At 68.0% G+C, this 16,610-nt stretch carries 10 protein-coding genes; 3 read left to right on the forward strand and 7 right to left on the reverse strand.

Going from position 1 to position 16,610, the window contains the following annotated elements; genetic code table 11:
• The first annotated feature begins 302 nt into the window (after positions 1 to 302).
• Entirely contained in the window at positions 303 to 2,192 is a 1,890-nt protein-coding gene (gene mnmG, locus AC04L7_RS02065; protein ID WP_475512450.1) for a tRNA uridine-5-carboxymethylaminomethyl(34) synthesis enzyme MnmG, read from the forward strand.
• Between the two features lie 114 nt (positions 2,193 to 2,306).
• Here mnmG and AC04L7_RS02070 read toward each other — a convergent pair whose 3' ends face one another.
• The 7 genes from AC04L7_RS02070 to glyQ form a co-directional block, all read right to left on the reverse strand.
• The gene (locus AC04L7_RS02070) at positions 2,307 to 2,489 is read right to left on the reverse strand and encodes an oxidoreductase-like domain-containing protein (RefSeq protein ID WP_436000787.1); all 183 of its coding nucleotides are present in this window, start codon (positions 2,487 to 2,489) and stop codon (positions 2,307 to 2,309) included.
• Positions 2,486 to 4,627, reverse strand: coding sequence for a S46 family peptidase (locus tag AC04L7_RS02075; RefSeq protein WP_436000785.1), 2,142 nt, complete (start codon positions 4,625 to 4,627; stop codon positions 2,486 to 2,488). The genes AC04L7_RS02070 and AC04L7_RS02075 overlap by 4 nt, the downstream gene beginning before the upstream one ends.
• A gap of 75 nt (positions 4,628 to 4,702) precedes the next feature.
• Entirely contained in the window at positions 4,703 to 5,713 is a 1,011-nt protein-coding gene (locus AC04L7_RS02080; protein ID WP_475512451.1) for a winged helix DNA-binding domain-containing protein, read from the reverse strand.
• A gap of 50 nt (positions 5,714 to 5,763) precedes the next feature.
• The gene (locus tag AC04L7_RS02085) at positions 5,764 to 9,597 is read right to left on the reverse strand and encodes a translocation/assembly module TamB domain-containing protein (protein ID WP_475512452.1); all 3,834 of its coding nucleotides are present in this window, start codon (positions 9,595 to 9,597) and stop codon (positions 5,764 to 5,766) included.
• A complete protein-coding gene (locus AC04L7_RS02090; protein WP_475512453.1) occupies positions 9,594 to 11,378 on the reverse strand; it encodes an autotransporter assembly complex protein TamA in 1,785 nt (594 codons plus the stop codon). Before AC04L7_RS02090 ends, AC04L7_RS02085 begins: the two co-directional genes overlap by 4 nt.
• A gap of 253 nt (positions 11,379 to 11,631) precedes the next feature.
• Complete coding sequence (gene glyS, locus AC04L7_RS02095; protein WP_436000777.1) at positions 11,632 to 13,863, reverse strand: glycine--tRNA ligase subunit beta; 2,232 nt, start codon at positions 13,861 to 13,863, stop codon at positions 11,632 to 11,634.
• 145 nt (positions 13,864 to 14,008) lie between these two features.
• Entirely contained in the window at positions 14,009 to 14,941 is a 933-nt protein-coding gene (gene glyQ / locus AC04L7_RS02100; RefSeq protein WP_299345350.1) for a glycine--tRNA ligase subunit alpha, read from the reverse strand.
• 91 nt (positions 14,942 to 15,032) lie between these two features.
• On the opposite strand from glyQ, the gene AC04L7_RS02105 reads away from it, so the two are divergent.
• Together AC04L7_RS02105 and AC04L7_RS02110 are read left to right on the forward strand one after the other, a co-directional pair.
• On the forward strand, positions 15,033 to 15,764 hold the full coding sequence (locus AC04L7_RS02105; protein ID WP_296281636.1) for a glutamine amidotransferase: 732 nt from the start codon (positions 15,033 to 15,035) through the stop codon (positions 15,762 to 15,764).
• Between the two features lie 33 nt (positions 15,765 to 15,797).
• On the forward strand, positions 15,798 to 16,610 hold an 813-nt coding region (locus AC04L7_RS02110; RefSeq protein WP_475512454.1), incomplete at its 3' end, for a BPSS1780 family membrane protein.

Consider the following 16,610-nt stretch of genomic DNA (forward strand, 5'->3'; position numbering starts at 1 on the left):
CCCCTGTTCCGGCCCCATCGGGCGTCGGCGCCTAACAAGAAGCCCGGTCATGCCGGGCTTTTTTCTTGCTCTGGTATCCTGCGCGCACAAAAAAGGGGCCGGCAGTCCCCCGACTACCGGCCCCTCGGCATCCCCGGCGTGCGCATGGCTGGCCCCTGTTCCAATTACCAGCCCGGCGCCCCTGGTCGCTTGCCACGACGGGTGCAGGGGGATACAGCAGGAAGCGTGCCAACTTCCCGCCCTGCGCACGACGCGCTTCCACCGATCCCGGGCTTTCCCGGCGCCGTCCCCTGACCGACCCCATGACCCAGCGCTTCCACCACTACGACGTCATCATCATCGGCGGCGGCCATGCCGGCACCGAGGCCGCGCTYGCCTCCGCTCGCGCGGGCGCACGCACGCTGCTGCTGACGCACAACGTGGAAACCGTCGGCGCCATGAGCTGCAACCCGGCCATCGGCGGCATCGGCAAGGGCCATCTGGTCAAGGAGATCGATGCGCTGGGTGGCGTGATGGCGTGGGCGGCCGACCGTGCCGGCATCCAGTGGCGCACCCTCAATGCATCGAAAGGCCCGGCCGTGCGCGCCACGCGCTGCCAGGCCGACCGCGCGCTGTACCGCAGCGCGATCCGCCGCGCGGTCGAAGCGCAGGCGAACCTCACCCTGTTCCAAGCGGCCGTGGATGATCTGGTCATCGAGAACAACAAGGTGCGCGGCGCCGTCACCCAGACCGGCCTGACGTTCCACGCACCCGCCGTGGTGCTGACTGCCGGCACCTTCCTCGCCGGCAAGATCCATGTCGGCGAAACCCAGTACGCCGCCGGTCGCGCCGGCGACCCACCCGCCACCGCACTGGCGCAGCGCCTGCGCGAAGGCGCCTTCGTGGTCGATCGCCTGAAGACGGGCACGCCGCCGCGCATCGACGGCCGTTCGCTCGACTATTCGGTGATGGAGGAGCAGCCCGGCGATGATCCGTTGCCGGTGATGTCGTTCATGGGCGACGTGTCCGACCATCCGCGGCAGGTGTCGTGCTGGATCACGCATACCAGCGAGCAGACCCACGAGATCATCCGCGGCTCGCTGCATCGCTCGCCGATGTACTCGGGCCAGATCGAAGGTATCGGGCCGCGCTACTGCCCGTCGATCGAAGACAAGGTAGTGCGTTTCGCCGAGAAGGCCAGCCACCAGATCTTCGTCGAACCGGAAGGCCTCGATGTCGCGGAGATCTACCCCAATGGCATCTCGACATCATTGCCGTTCGACGTCCAGCTCGCGCTCGTGCGCAGCATCCGTGGCATGGAGAACGCGCACATCACGCGTCCGGGCTACGCCATCGAGTACGACTWYTTCGATCCGCGCGGATTGAAGGCGTCGCTGGAGACCAAGGCGGTCGCCGGCCTGTTCTTCGCCGGCCAGATCAACGGCACCACGGGATACGAGGAAGCTGCTGCGCAAGGCCTGCTCGCCGGCCTCAACGCCGCGCGCTTCGCGCAGCAGAAAGAGGCGTGGTCGCCACGTCGCGACGAGGCCTATCTCGGCGTGCTGGTCGACGACCTGATCACGCACGGCACGAAGGAGCCGTACCGCATGTTCACCAGTCGCGCCGAGTACCGGTTGCAGCTGCGCGAGGACAACGCCGATCTGCGCCTGACCGAAACCGGCCGCGCGCTGGGCCTGGTTGATGACGCGCGCTGGCAGCGCTTCGACGCCAAGCGCGAGGCCATCGCCCGCGAGACCGGCCGCCTGCGCGCGCTGTGGGCCACGCCCGGCAATGCCCTGGGCCGCGAAGTGGCCGATACCCTCGGCGTGCAGGTCAGCCGCGAGACCAACGTGCTCGACCTGATCAAGCGCCCGGAACTGGACTACGCCAAGCTCGTCGCCGTGCCCTCGATCGGCCCCGGCGTTGACGATGCGCAGGTCGCCGAGCAGGTGGAGATCGGCGTGAAGTACGCCGGTTACCTGGACCGCCAGCGCGACGAGATCGAGCGCCAGCAGCGTAACGAGTCCACGCCCATCCCGGCCGGCTTCGATTTCGCCAGCGTGCGGGGCCTGTCGGCGGAAGTGCAGCAGAAGCTCGAGCGCGTCCAGCCGGAGACCGTCGGCCAAGCGCAGCGCATCCCCGGCATGACACCGGCCGCCATCTCGCTGTTGCTGGTGCACCTGGAGCGCGCGCGGCGCACGCGCGTGGCATAGGTGCCGCTCGGCTGTTGTAGGAGCGACGCAAGTCGCGACCGTGGATTTTCAGTGACGACGCACCATCCATGCAGGAGGGCGAGCCTTGCACGCGGGAAGGCGTGCGGTCGCGACTTACGTCGCTCCTGCAGGGGGTTCTTCGGGATGCCGTTCCTTCCACGCCGCCAACTGCTGCCGGTAGAGCTGCAACTGCTCCGCATAGAGGTCATGCACGCAGATCGGGCAGCCGCTGTTGCAGCAGTCGCTGGGCAGCGGCGGTTCGGGTTCGACCGGGCGCGGATCGTCGTCGGGCGTCACGGTGCGCCCATTTCCTTCAGCAGGTGCGGCGCCGGATAGACCTTGCCCATCAGCCAGCGCAGGTAGCGCATGTCCACGTGCACCGCGCGCTTGTAGTGCGGGTCGAACATCCAGCTGGCGCTGACGGATTCCCAGTTGCTGTCGAAGTTCAGGCCGATCAGTTCACCGCGCGCGTTGAGCACGGGCGAACCGGAGTTGCCGCCGGTCGTGTCCAGGTTGGTGAGGAAGTTGACTGTCTGCGTCTTCAGCGCGGGATCTTCGGTGCCGGCGAAATCCCCTTTGGCGATCGCATCGAGCAGCGGCTTCGGCGCGTCGAACGGCACCTGGCCGGTGTTCTTCTCGACGATGCCGGCCACCGTGGTCACCGGCGTGTACTGCACGCCGTCGCGCGGCGAGAAGCCGTCGACCTTGCCGAAGCTGACCCGCAGCGTGCCGTTGGCGTCCGGATACAGGGCGCGTCCCTGCTGCTTGCGCCAAGCGAACAGCGCGCGCATGTAGGCCGGGCGCAGCCGCAGCTGCTCGCCTTCACGCGTCTTGCGTTCCTGCTCCAGCGCCAACTGCACCGGTACCAGCGCCGTTGCCAGGTCGATCAGGGGATCGGCGGCCAGCGCTTTGCCTTCGCGCGCCGCTGCGAAGCGCGACAGGCGCTCGGCCTCGTCGCCGAGCTTCGTTCCCGCATACAGCACATCCAATGCCTTCTTGAGCGCAGCAGGCGTGCGGCCGAAGGCCGCATCGAAGCCCGGCAGGCGCTGCGCGTCCGGCAACTGCTGGTAGCGCGTCAACAGCACCGTCAGCAGCGCCTTCTCCACGTCAGGCGAATACCGGCGTTGCACCTGCTTCAGGACGCCTTCGATCAACGCATGGTCGCGCGCCTGGTAGCCGCTCTCTCGCTCGGCGTCCGGCTTGGACGATTCCAGCCGCAAGCGCTCCAGCGTGATCGCGCTGCGCATCAGTTGCGACTGCGAACCGAACAGCGCCAACAGCAGCTCGCGCTCGCGCACCGCCGATCCGCCGGCGATCGAGGCGGCAAGCGCATCGATGTCCGACCGTTCCTTCGCTGCCGCGTCGGTCGCCAGCATGCCGCGCTCGTCCTCGGCACGAACGCGCACGGCATCGCTGCGGCGCAGGCCTTCCAGTTCGCCGGCAGCGCGCTTGCGGTTGTTCTTCAGCGACTGCAGCTGCGCCGCATAGCGCGTCTTCGCGTCGGCATCCTGCCTGCCAGCCGCTTCGATTACGGCGATGAGCTGGTCGAACACGGCCACGCGTGAGGGCAGGGTCCAGTTGATCTGTTCGTCGAACTCGGCCGCGGTACGGTGCCGGTAGGTGACGCCCGGATAGCCGGCGAGCATGGCGTAGTCGCCGGCCTTCGGCCCATCCTTGGCCAGCGACAGGTGTGCGGGCGCGCGATAGGGCACGTTGTCCGGGCTGTAGGCGGCCGGCTTGCCGTCCTTGCCCACGTAAGCGCGCAGCAGGGTGAAGTCGCCGGTGTGGCGCGGCCACATGAAATTGTCGATCTCGTCGCCGTAGTTGCCGATCGCGCGGGGCGGCGCGTAGGCCAGGCGGATGTCGCGCAGTTCCAGTTGGGTGATGCGGTAGAAGTCGGTGCCGTGGTACATGTTGGCGACGCTGCAGCGCACGCCGCCGGCGGCCTCGCACTCAGCCACGATCGCCTTGCTTGCGCGGTCCACGGCATCGAAGTAGTCGCGCCCGGTCTTGCCGGCGGTGTCCTTCAGCACCGTATCGGTAACCTTGTCGTAACCCACCGTCACCCACACGCGGAAGTCGGGATTCGCGGGCAGTTCGCCGGCAGGGTCGGCTGCGATGAAGCCGTCATCGATCAGATTCTGCCCAGGCTTGCTGTTGTACTGGATCACGCCGAAGGCAACGTGGTGGTTGGTCAGCAGCAGGCCATCCCGTGACACGAACGCGCCCGTCCCGCCACCCGCGCGCACCACGGCACTGAGCGGCGCGGCGGTGACGTCCGCCAGCGTCTTCAGATCGCCCGTGAAACCGGCGTCGCGCAGTGTCTTGGCCAGCTGCGGCAGTTGCGAGGGCATCCACATGCCCTCGTCGGCCTCGGCGGGCAGGGACAGGGCGACGCCCAGGGCGAGGACGGAGGTAGAAAGTCGGCGGCGCATCGTCAGCATCCAACGGAGAGACCGCGACGATATCGGGCCTGCGCCGCTGCGGCAATGAAGGCGCGTGCCGTGCCGTCAGCGAGCGTCGCCGAGAAAGCGACGCCAGCGCGTCGCCGCGCGGCGGATGCCGGCATGTTCGGCATCGGCGAGTGCGCGCAGCGGATCGAGCACGACCTCGTCGTCGTTGCCGTTGCCGCGCTTCCAGGTCGCCGCCACCCGGCCGCCGGCGATGACGGTGGCCGCGACCAGTCCATTGAGTCCGATCACGCGGCGCGCATGCGCGGCGTCCAGCACCGGCGTGCGGTCGCGATAGCCGATCAGGTATTCATCGAAGGCGGGCAGCAGGTGGATCGTGCGCGACCGCGGCGCAGCCGGTGCGCCGGTACGCCACCACCAGGTGGTGCCGTCGCGCGCTTCCCGTTCGGTCTCTGCGCTGGCGAGCGCCAGCGCGTGCACCGCATCCTTCTGCGTCAGTCCCGCCCACCAGGCGAGGTCGGCGGCGGTGGCGGGCCCATGGCCCTGCAGGTAGCGCAGCGCCAGCCGGTGCAGGGCTTCGTCGCGGTCCAGCGGCGCGTCTGGTGGCACCCACGCCTCCATCAGCACGAAGGTCGGCTGTCTGYCCTGGCGTGGTCCTTGGCAGATCACGCTCTCATGCGCCAGCCAGTTCAGCAGGTGGAGGCCGCGCTGACCGGAGCTGGCGATGCCGGCGGCGTCGAGCCGGGCATACAGGTCGGCGCGCGGGACCGGTGCGCCCTCGGCCAGCGCACGCTCGATGACGCGCCGCCCGGTCGCCAGCGTGGCCGCGTCGAGACCCAGGTCGCGCGCGATGCGCGCGGCATGCGCCGCCTGCACGCGCGGTGCGAGCAGCGCCACCATCCATCGCACGTCCTCGCGTGCCAGCAGGTGCAGCGTGCCACGCATCGGCCAGGTGCGCACGATCTCGCCGCGCGTGATCGCATCCTCCACCTGTGCCCGCGTCGCCGCTTCCGTCCGCAGTCCGATGGCCCACAGCGCAGCATGGTAGTCCTGCGCCTGCAGCGCGCCCATGTGGCGGACGACATTGGCAGGCGACGCGGCAAGGGGCATCGTTATGCCTTGCGCGTGCAGGCGTCGTGCCGTCAGCGACGGCAGCACGCCTACTTTTCCTTGCGCCAGTTGATCGAGCCGCGCGTCTCGATGGTGCTGGATTCGATTTCCACGTCGAACCCCTTGCGCAGCAAATACTTCAGCGTCACCGCCGATCCGGAACCGATCATCGAGACCCCATAGCTGACGTACAGCTTGGGTGAGAGGTACTTGCCCACGCCGAACACGGAGCCGCCCAGCGTGCGCGATTCCAGCACCCCCGCATCGTCCAACCCGATCTTCGCGCCCAATTGCGACGCGAGCAATCCTGCGCCCGCGCCCAGTGCGGACGAAGCCGCGTTGATGCGCTGGCTTTCGTCGCTGCTCGCCGTGTTGAGCGAGCGGCCCAGCACCAGGTAGGCGAGTGCTTCGGACTCGGACATCGCCGGGTTGGACCACACGCGCGCACGCGGCTGGCTGGCACGGCCGGTCACGTCGATACCGGCGGTGACGCTGGCGCTGACGACGTCGCGTTCGGCGCGGATGTTGATGCGCGGATCGGAGACGGCGTTGTTGCTCCACGTCAGTTCGCCGCGGGTGATGCGCAGCTTCTGCCCGTACGCCTCGTAGCGGCCGTCCACATCGAGCCGGCCGGTCGCCAGCATTTCGCGGCCCGGCTGCGAGCGCACGTGCAGCGTGCCGGCCAGCGTGCCTTCCAGCCCATAGCCCTTCAACCTGACCTCGTCACCGACCTTCAGCGACAGGTCCAGGTCGAGGCGCGAACTGGGTGCGCGCTCGGGATCGACGGGGTCCAGGATCACGACGTCTTCCGAGGCAGACACACCGTCGTCCAGTTTTTCGACATCGATGGTCGCCGACGGGATACCTACCTCGCCGCGGACCTGGATGGTGTTGTCGGCGAAGCCCACCTGGATGTTCGGCGACGCCACCGCGCGCAGGTCGGTGGTGTCGGCGACCAGCACGTTGTCGCCGCGCACCTGGAACTGCAGTGGCGTGGTGTCGTTGTTCCAGCCCAGCGTGCCCGACACGTTGAGGATGCCGCCGGTGCCGGTGCCGCCGGTGGACGACACGGTCTTCATGCTTCCGTCGATGCGCGCGCTGCCGTCGGACAGTGCGACCAGCTCCGCGCCACCGTCGGTCAGCGACACGCCCAGCGCGGGAAGTTCGCCGGTGAATTCGGTCAGCGTCGCTTCGCCGCTCAGCAGCGGTCGTCCGCGCGTGCCCGCCACGCCGATATGCCCAGCCAACTTGCCACGCGGGCGTACCAGGTCCGGCGAGAACAACTCCATCCAGAACAGGCGCGAGTTGTGGAAGTACAGGTCGCCCTTCAGCGGCGCGAATGCGTCCCAGCCGGTGTTGAACGTCGCATCCACGTAACCGTCGCCCTTGAAGCCGGTGCCCAGCCGGCCCTGGATGCGTTGCGGGGTGAAGTCCACGTCGAGGGTGAAGTTGTCGTAGCGGATGATCTCGCCGCGCGCGGTGGTGCCCATCTTCAGGCCGCCATCCAGCGACGCGAGGTGCACTTCGCCCTGCCAGGCGTTGCCGGCGGGGCGGAGCGTGGCATCGAGGGTGAACTCACCGCGCAGCGTCAGCGGACGACCATCGGCCGGCGGCAGCCACGGCTGCACCAGTGCGAGCGACAGCGCTTCGCCACGCACGGCCAGCCCCTGGCGCGGCCAGTTTGCGCTGGCGCACAGTTCGCCCCCGATGTCGGAGCCGAGGCAGCTCTCGGACAGCGTCCAGTTGGCGCCGTTCTGCGCGAAGCGTGCCGGTTGCCGCAAGGTCCATGGGTTGCCCTTCGACGGCGCGATGCGCAACGCGTCGAGCGTGCCCTGCCAGTGGGCGCCGCGTTTCTGCGCGGTGCCGGACAGCGCGACGGCGCCCATCGCGTTGCGCGCGTCGCCATCGAAGCGCAGGTCTTCCACGGCGCCACGGGCGTTGAGAGCGACGGTGTCCAGTACGGCGCCCACGTCCACCGCGCTGCCCTGCAGCGCCAGGTTGCCGCTGCCACTGCGCCAGGGCAGGCGCCCGCGCAGGCTGAGCGTGCCCGCACTCCAGTCGTTCCAGCGCAGGTTCTCGCCACCGAGGTCGGCATCGATGTTCGGCGCATTGCGCGCGCCGGTGAGGCTGACCGTGCCGGCGAGCGTGCCGCTGGCCTCGGGCAGCAGGTCCGCGAGGTTGAACGGGCGGAACGCGGCGTCGATGGCCAGCGTATCGCCCACCTTGCCTTTCGCGGTGACGCGGCTGCCGCCGAGCGACAAGGCCAGATCGCCTTCGCCGTTGTTGCCGTCGAGCGCGAATGTGCCGCGTGCATCCAGCGGCCGGTCGCGCAGGCGACCGCTCAGCTTCGGTATGTCCAGCGCGCCCTGGAACAGGCCATCCTCGCGCTGACGCCCCTTCGATGCGAGGTTGCCGGAGACGTTGCCGGTCCATCCTGCTGCGAAATAGCCGGGATCGAACCCGGCCAGCGTCGCCTTCACGTCCCAATCCAGCACCGGCGCCCAGCCGACCGTGCCGGTCGCATCGAGCGTGCYGGTCGGCATGGTGGCGCGCAGCGTTTCCAGCTGCACGCGCTCGGCATTGCCGCGGCCATCGAATTCCAGCAGCGCGCGTTCATCGCCGCGCGTCAGCGTGGCCTTGCCGATGGCGGCCCAAGCGTCCAGCTTGCCGGCCAGGCCGAAGTCGCCTTCGGCGCCGATCATGCTGTCCGCTTCCGTACCCCAGCGCAGGCTGCGCGCGTTGACGGCGAATCGGAATCCGGGATTCTCCGGCGCGGTGAAATCGGCGCGGCCGCGCAGCGAGGCATAGCCGTCGAACGCGCGGATCGCCAGCGGCTCCACGGTCAGCACTTCGCCGTCGATGCGCGCGTGCGAGGGTTCGATGACGACCGCGATGTCGCCCTGCCGCAACGTGCCCTGCAGGTCGGCGGCACCCCCGGCGCCCTTCGCGACCAGGTCGAACGACACGGGGGTGCTGTCCTCCATCATGCCGAGCAGAGAGAGATCAAGGGCGTCGGACTTCGCCGCGAAGTTCCACGTCGGCTTCGTCTCGCCACGCAACGTCAGCGTGGCACGCACGGGGGCCGGCGCAGCGCCCGACACGCCGACGTTCATGCGCGCGCGATCGCCGCGTGCCACCAGGCCGATGCGCGCGGGCGTGCGACCCAATGGCGCAGGGAACACTCCCGTCGCGGTGAGGTCGGTGGCGTAGCCTTCGCGCGGTGCGTAACTGCCGTGCACGCCGAATGCGCCGCGGTCGCTGGCGATGGCCAGCTTCTGCGCATGCACGTACCCGTTGCCGATGTCGATCGCGCCGGTTGCGCGCGAAATGTCGATGACCGTTTGTCCGCTCTGGCGGATCAGGAAGCGGTCGATCTCCATGCGGTCGGCCTGGATCGCCAGCGGCATCTCGATCTGCGGCAACACGTCGGGCCAGCGCGGCAGCTCGAACGGTTCATCGCTTTCGGGCACGTCGAGCATCGCGCCGCGCAGCTTCAGCACGTCCAGGCGCAGGCGCTTGCCGAGCAGCGGCCGCAGGTCGGGTTCCAGATAGACCTCGTCTGCGGTGAAGCGGATCGTGTCCCAGCGGAAATCCACGCCGCGCAGCGTCAGCGGACCGGCGATGGGGCCATCGACTTGCTTGTACGTCAGCGATGCGTCCGCCGGCAGCCGCGCCTGGATCTGCGCCAGCAGCACGTCGCGCCCGGCCACCGTCTGCAACAGCCAGTACAGGCCGATGCACAGCAGCACGAGCAGCACGCCGCTGCCGATCGCGCTGCGGATCGCCAACGTGCGCATGCGCGCCTTGCGGCGCGCGCGCAACTCGGCGATGCGCGCTTCGCGCTCTTCCGGTGTCAGGTCGTCGGGAAGCGCCTTCTTCCTCACAGGTCGGTCCCGATGTTGAGGTAGATCTGGAAGCTGGAATCCGGGTCGTTCAGGCCATGCGCCACGTCGAGGCGGACGGGACCGACCGGCGAACGCCAGCGCAGGCCCACGCCGATGCCGGTGCTGAGGTCGGGGCGCGTGCCGTCGAACGCACTGCCGGTATCCACGAACACCGCGCCGCCGTAAGGACCGCCCTTCGGATAGAACTCGTATTCAACGCTGCTGGTGAGCACGTTCTTCGCGCCGAGCGCATAGTCGCCGCGGCGCGGCCCGACTTCGCGCCAGGCGTAGCCGCGGATGCTGCGGTCGCCGCCGGCGAAGAAGCGCAGCGAAGGCGGCATCGCCACCAGCGAACTGGTGAAGGTATGCCCGTATTCGCCGCGCACGATCAGCGTGCTGTTGGCCTTGTAGCGCTGCGACCAGCGCGCGCGCATGTGGAACTGCAGGAAGTTGGCATCCGAGCCCGCGCCGTCGACGCCGCCGCGCAACAGGAGGGACCCTGCCAACTGGTCGGGACGGTTCGAACCGACCGGCGAATTGGTGTAGTCCGCGCGCAGCGACGGGTAGGTGAACGTGGCGTACTGCACGGTGGTGTCGGGCAGGCCGGTCAACGGATCATCCTCGACGTAGCGCCAGCGTTCCCGCAKCGCATGGATCGAGGCCACTGCCGTCCAGTCCTCGCTGACCTGGCCGCTGCGGCTGCCGGTGAACTCGACATGGCGCAGGTCGATGTAATCCGTCTGTTCGTCGCTGGCCTGCAGGCCGACCGTGTACCAGCCATCGAGCCACTTGAACGCGGGGATGCGGTACTGCGTGAGCAGCGTCTTGCGCTTCTGCGCGTAATCCAGGTGCGTGGAAAGTTTGTGCCCGCGCGAGTTGACGTAGCGCCGGTCCAGCCCCAGCCGGATACCCGGGCCGCTCTCGGTGCCGTATGCCAGGCCGGCGGTGTAGATGTCGCGCTTGGCCAGCTCCAGGTTCACGTCGATCGGCACGCGCCCGTCGACGGCCTTGTCGGGATTGGCCTGGATGTCGATGCTGGAGAAGTAGTCCAGCCCGACCAGCGATTCGCGCAGCCGGTCCAGCTTGCCCTGGTGGAAGTAGCTGCCTTCTTCCCAGTACACCAGCTTGTCGAGCAGACCGGGGTCGAACTTGTCTTGGTGGAAGGTCGTCGCCCCCATGTCGTAGCGGATGCCGCTGACCCAGCCGAGCGCGATGTCGGCGGCGTGGTCGGCACGCGTGATCTCCACGCGGCGATGGGTGAAGTCCGCATCGAAGTAACCGCGGTCCGCCAGGCGCCGCACGATGGCCAGCTTGCTCGCCTCATAGGTGGTGTGGTCGAAGACATCCCCGACATCCGGCGCGAAGGCGGCCAGGTCTTCCTTGAGGTAACGGTCTTCGCCGCCTTCGCCTTCGATGGACAGGTCGCGCCTGCGCACCCGCACCGGCTCGCCGAGCTGCACGCGCACGACCACCGTCAGGCGCTCGTCTTCCGCGGCCTCGCTGCGCGGGGCATCGATGGTGATGGTGGGCGAGTAGTAGCCGAACGGCTCCAGGGCCTCGCGCGTTTCGGCGACGGCTTCGCCCAGCAGGTATTCCAGCCGCGATTCGCCGAGGCGATTGCCGAGCGAGTCGTTGAGCGACAGCGCGGCGTTGATGTTCTCGACCATCAGTTCGTCGTCCAGCCCCTCGACCTGCACCTTGTCGACGATGGCCGCAGCCCAGGCGGGACCGGTGGCGGCGAGCAGAACGGCGACGGTGGCGAGGCGGGGGAATCGACGCATGCGGGGAGGATACCCGGTGAGGGTTAAGCGGGGTGAAAGGTCGCGGGCGTCACGCGAGTCGCGGTTCACGGGAAGCCACGCTGATCGCGCATGTGGAGTGATCCCTCGCCCCGCGTGCGGGGAGAGGGTGCCGAAGGCGGGTGAGGGGCGAACGGAGCAGGGACACTGCTGCGCCTGTACAAGTACCGCGCTCTGCCCCTCATCCGCCCGCTGGGCACCTTCTCCCCGCCATGCGGGGAGAAGGAAACAAGCGTCAGCCCGACAGATGCTCGATCGCCGCCACCGCGCGGAAGCGATCAGCCAGGCGCTTCAGCAGGGCCAGGCGATTGGCACGCACGGCCGGGTCGTCGGCGTTGACCATCACGCTGTCGAAGAACGCATCGACCTGCGGCCGCAGGCGGGCGAGGTGGTTCAACACGGTGACGTAGTCGTGGTGGTGCAGGGCTTCGTCCGTCTCGCCGAGCACCGCTTCCACCGCTTCGGCCAGCGCGCTCTCGGCCGGGTCGGTCAGCAGCGCGCGGTCGATCGCGTGCGGGATGGCGATGTCGGCCTTTTTCAGGATGTTGCCGATGCGCTTGTTGGCCGCGGCCAGCGCTTCGGCTTCCGGTAGCGTGGCGAAGGTGCCGATGGCGTCGAGGCGCGTGTCGAAGTCGTAGAGGGAGGCGGGCTTCAGTTCGGCGACCGCGTTGAAGTGCGCGGCAGGCGCGCCCTTGTCGGCGTAGTAGCTGCGCAGACGGTCGAGGATGAAGTCATAGAGCTCGCTGGCGATGGAGCCAGACTCCAGGAAATGCAGTGTCTGGCCTTTCTCGGCGAAAAACTTGCCGAGGTGCGAAGCGACCCAACCTTGATCGGAACTTGCCGTATCCGCGACCGAGATCCCGGTGCCTTTGAAATGATCCTTGACCTTGCTGGCATCTTTCGGGCTGGTTTCGGCGATCGCGAGCGAGGACTGGCCCACTGCTGACGTGAGCAGGGCCTTTACATCCAGATTGAACCCACTTTCGATCACCGTCCGCGCCAACCCCAGCGCATTCCGCCTCAGCGCAAACGGATCCTTGTTGCCTGTCGGCTTCAGCCCCGCCGCGAAACCACCTGCCAGCGTATCCAGACGCTCCGCAATCGCCAGCACCTTGCCCAACGGCGACAGCGCGATGTCGTCGCCGGCGAAACGCGGCTGGTAGGCCTCGTCGATGGCCAGCGCGATCTCCTTCGGCTCGCCCGCGGCGAGCGCGTAGTGACGGCCCGCGATGCCCTGCAGTTCGGGGAACTCGTTGACCATGCGCGACTGCAGATCGTTCTTCGCCAGCAGCGCCGCCTTGCGAGCCTGTTCCGGATCTGCACCGACCTGCGCGGCGATCGTCTCCGCCAGCGCGGCCACGCGCGCGACCTTGTCGGCGACGCTGCCCAGCTTGGCCTGGTAGGTGACGGTCTTCAGCCCGTCGCCCATCGAGACGAGTCCCTGCTTCAGGTCCTCATCGAAGAAGAACTTTGCGTCGCTGAAGCGCGGACGGATCACGCGTTCGTAGCCCTTGCGCACTTCGTCGACATTCTGCGATTCGATGTTGGCGATGCCGATGAAATGCTCGGTCAGCTTGCCGCCGTCGCTGAGCACCGGGAAGAACTTCTGGTTGATCTCCATCGTCTCGATCAGCGCTTCCTGCGGCACGGCCAGGAACGCGGATTCGAAACTGCACAGCACCGCGGCCGGCCACTCGGTCAGGCAGACCACCTGCTCGAGGTTGTCGTCGGTGATGCGCGCGCTGCCGCCGGCCTGCGCCGCGGCTTTCTGAACTTCATCGACGATGCGGGCGCGGCGCGCGTCGGCATCGACCAGCACCTTGGCGCCACGCAGCGCATCCACGTAATCATCGGGCTGGCCGATCCAGACCGGCTTGTCGTGTTCGAAGCGATGGCCGCGGCTCATGCGGTCGGATTTCACGCCGAGCACCTCGGCGTCCACCACGTCCTTGCCCAGCAGCAGCACCAGCCAGTGCACGGGCCGCGCAAACGCGTAGTCGTGGTCGCCCCAGCGCATCGGCTTGGGAATYGGCATGCCAGCCAGCGCCTCGCGCACGATGTCGGCCAGCAGGTCGGCGGTCTTCGCGCCCGGCTTCACCGAACGATGGACGAAGCGCTCGCCCTTGCCGTCGGTGGTGCGCTCCAGCGCGGTCCAGTCGATGCCCGCTTTCGCAGCGAAACCTTCCAGCGCCCGGGTCGGTGCCCCGTTCGCGTCCAGCGCGATGTTGAGGTACGGGCCGAGCACCTCGGATGTCTGCTCGGGCTGTTCCACGTCCACGGCCGGCAGTAGTACCGCCAGGCGGCGCGGCGTGTACAACGGCTTGGCGTCGCCGCGCTCGTGGCCGATGCCACGCTTGTCGAGCGCCGCGATCACGCCATCGAAGAGGGCCTGCGCCAGGCCGGGCAGCGCCTTGACCGGCAGTTCTTCGGTACCCAGTTCGATCAGCAGGGGTTTTTGTTCGCTCATGTGCATGCAACCTTGAGTTGTTCCCTTCTCCCTGCGGGAGAAGGTGCCCGAAGGGCGGATGAGGGTGCGGCGGAGTCCGTGGCGGTGAACCATCCGGATGTCGCCGGATCCTCTCCCCAACCCCTCTCCCGACGGGAGAGGGACTTCAAGCGGATTCTTTCTTCAAACCAGGAAAACCCAGCTTTTCGCGCTGCGCGTAGTAAGCCTCGGCCACCCCCTGCGCCAGCTTGCGCACGCGCAGGATGTAGCGCTGGCGCTCGGTGACCGAGATCGCGCGTCGCGCGTCCAGCAGGTTGAAGCTGTGGCTGGCCTTGCAGACCTGCTCGTAGGCGGGCAGCGGCAGGCCGGCCTCGACCAGCTTCAGCGCTTCGTTCTCGCAGGCGTCGAAGCGGTGGAACAGTTCTTCCACGTCGGCGTGCTCGAAGTTGTACGTGCTCTGTTCCACCTCGTTCTGGTGGTACACGTCGCCGTACTTCACCACGCCCTGCGGGCCGACCGTCCATACCAGGTCGTAGACGTTGTCGACGTTCTGCAGGTACATGCAGAGGCGCTCGAGACCGTAGGTGATCTCGCCCAGTACCGGCCGGCATTCCAGGCCACCGGCCTGCTGGAAGTAGGTGAACTGGGTGACTTCCATGCCGTTGAGCCAGACCTCCCAACCCAGGCCCCAGGCGCCGAGCGTCGGCGACTCCCAGTTGTCCTCGACGAAGCGCAGGTCGTGCACGCGCGGATCGATGCCCAGCGCCTTCAGCGACCCCAGGTACAACTCCTGGATGTTGTCGGGGTTGGGCTTCATCACCACCTGGTACTGGTAGTAGCGCTGCAGGCGATTGGGGTTCTCGCCGTAGCGGCCATCGGTCGGTCGGCGGCTGGGCTGTACGTAGGCGGCATTCCACGGCTCGGGCCCGAGCGCGCGCAGGAAGGTGGCGGGATGGAAGGTGCCGGCGCCGACTTCCAGGTCCAGCGGCTGGATCAGCACGCAGCCCTGGTCGGCCCAGTACTGGTTCAGGGTCTGGATCAGCGCCTGGAAACTCAGGCCCTGGAAGGTGGTTACCGGTGAAATGGTTTGTCCGGCCATCGCGTTATCGTGCACTGCGGAAAAGCGGGCTAGTATACGGGCAAGCCCTTGTCCTTCCGCCGTTTTCCGCCCGTTCGCCGCCGTCGTGGATATGTCCGTGAAAGCCCCTTTCCTCATCGTCGAAACCGGCCAGCCGGTGCGCTCGATGCGGCGTTATGGCGGCTTCCCGCACTGGATCCGCGTGGCCGCCGGGCTGGAGGCGCACGAGACCGTGGTGGCGAATGTGGAGCGCGGCGATGCGCTGCCATCGCGCGAAGGCTTCGCCGGCGTCATCGTCAGCGGCTCGGCCGCCATGGTCACCGACCGCGCCGACTGGAGCGAGCGCAGTGCCGACTGGCTGCGCGACGCCGCCCACGAGGGCCTGCCGCTGCTCGGTATCTGCTACGGGCACCAGTTGCTGGCGCATGCGCTGGGTGGCGAGGTCGCGTACAACCCGGCCGGGCGCGAATCCGGCACGGTCCACATCGACCTGCACCCGCAGGCACAGGACGATCCGCTCTTCGCCGCGCTGCCGCGCAAGTTCACGGCCCACGCCACCCACGTACAGACCGTGGCCCGCCCCCCGGATGGCGCGACCGTGCTGGCCCGGTCCGAGCAGGACGACTGCCATGCGTTCCGCTGGCGCGATCGCGCCTGGGGCGTGCAGTTCCATCCCGAATTCGCCACCCACCACATGCGCGGCTACGTGCACGCCCGCGCCGAGCACCTGCGCAGCGAGGGCCGCTGCCCCGGCACCATCGCCCGCGGCGTGACGGCGGCGCCGCAAGCCCGCAAACTATTGCGGCGGTTCGTCCGCCATGCGCGTGGCCTGCACGCGCGCTGAGCCTTCCTGCTGTACTTCTCCCAGAGATCCCCGATGTCGACGATCAACAAGGTGCCGGCCAGTGCCGGCGCGGAATGGCTGCTGGCGGGCTTCGCGCTGCTGAAGCGCGCGCCGGTGCCGCTGATCACGATCAGCCTGTCCGGACTGCTGGTAGTTGCCTTCGGGTTGGTAGTGGCGTTGATCGGGATGCTGGCTGCGTCTGCCTTGCCGTTTCCGCTGTCTTTCCTTGGGTCGCTCGCTGCCAATCTCGTTTTGCTGGGCGTGCCCTGCATCGTCTTCAGTGGCGTGGTTTGGGCGGCACGGGAGGTTGCGGAGGGGCGGGTCGCGACCCTTGAGCATCTGCAGGTGGGCCTACGTCACCTGCGCCCGCTCGTGGTGGTGTCCCTAGTGCCGGTGATCGTGACGATGTTGTGTGGTTTGTTGCTGATTGCACTGATCGGCCCCGAGGGCGCTCAGCAGACCAATGAGGTGATGCTGAAGCTGCGAGAGCTCAGCGCTAGCGGCGCGCCGCCGAATCCTCAGCAAGTGACTGCGCTGATTTCCGCGCTGCCGGTTCTGAGGCTCATGTTGTGGGTGGTGGCTGTTGTCATCATTACGCCGGTGGTGATCCTTCTGGTCATGGTCGCCATGGCCGAGGTCGTCTTCCGCGACCGCGGAGGCATGGCTGCCCTGCGTGCGAGCCTGTCAGTGAACCTGCGCAACTTCCCGGCACTGGTGGTTTTCTCGGTGCTGCTGACGATCCTCATGTTCGTGCTGAATCTGGCACTCAACATGGTCGGCGTCTTCATCCAGCTAGTACTGGGTCCGGTGATTGCCGTACTGCTGATCAACGCCACGATGGTGGGC

It is taken from the genome of Pseudoxanthomonas sp. LjRoot204_2, from assembly GCF_056175765.1.

What these genes read in the sequence shown, in the direction of transcription:
- AC04L7_RS02075 (WP_436000785.1), bottom strand. Translation starts at nt 4,627, where the DNA reads ATGCGCCGCCGACTTTCTACCTCCGTCCTCGCCCTGGGCGTCGCCCTG.
- glyQ (WP_299345350.1), bottom strand. Translation starts at nt 14,941, where the DNA reads ATGGCCGGACAAACCATTTCACCGGTAACCACCTTCCAGGGCCTGAGT.
- AC04L7_RS02105 (WP_296281636.1), top strand. Translation starts at nt 15,033, where the DNA reads ATGTCCGTGAAAGCCCCTTTCCTCATCGTCGAAACCGGCCAGCCGGTG.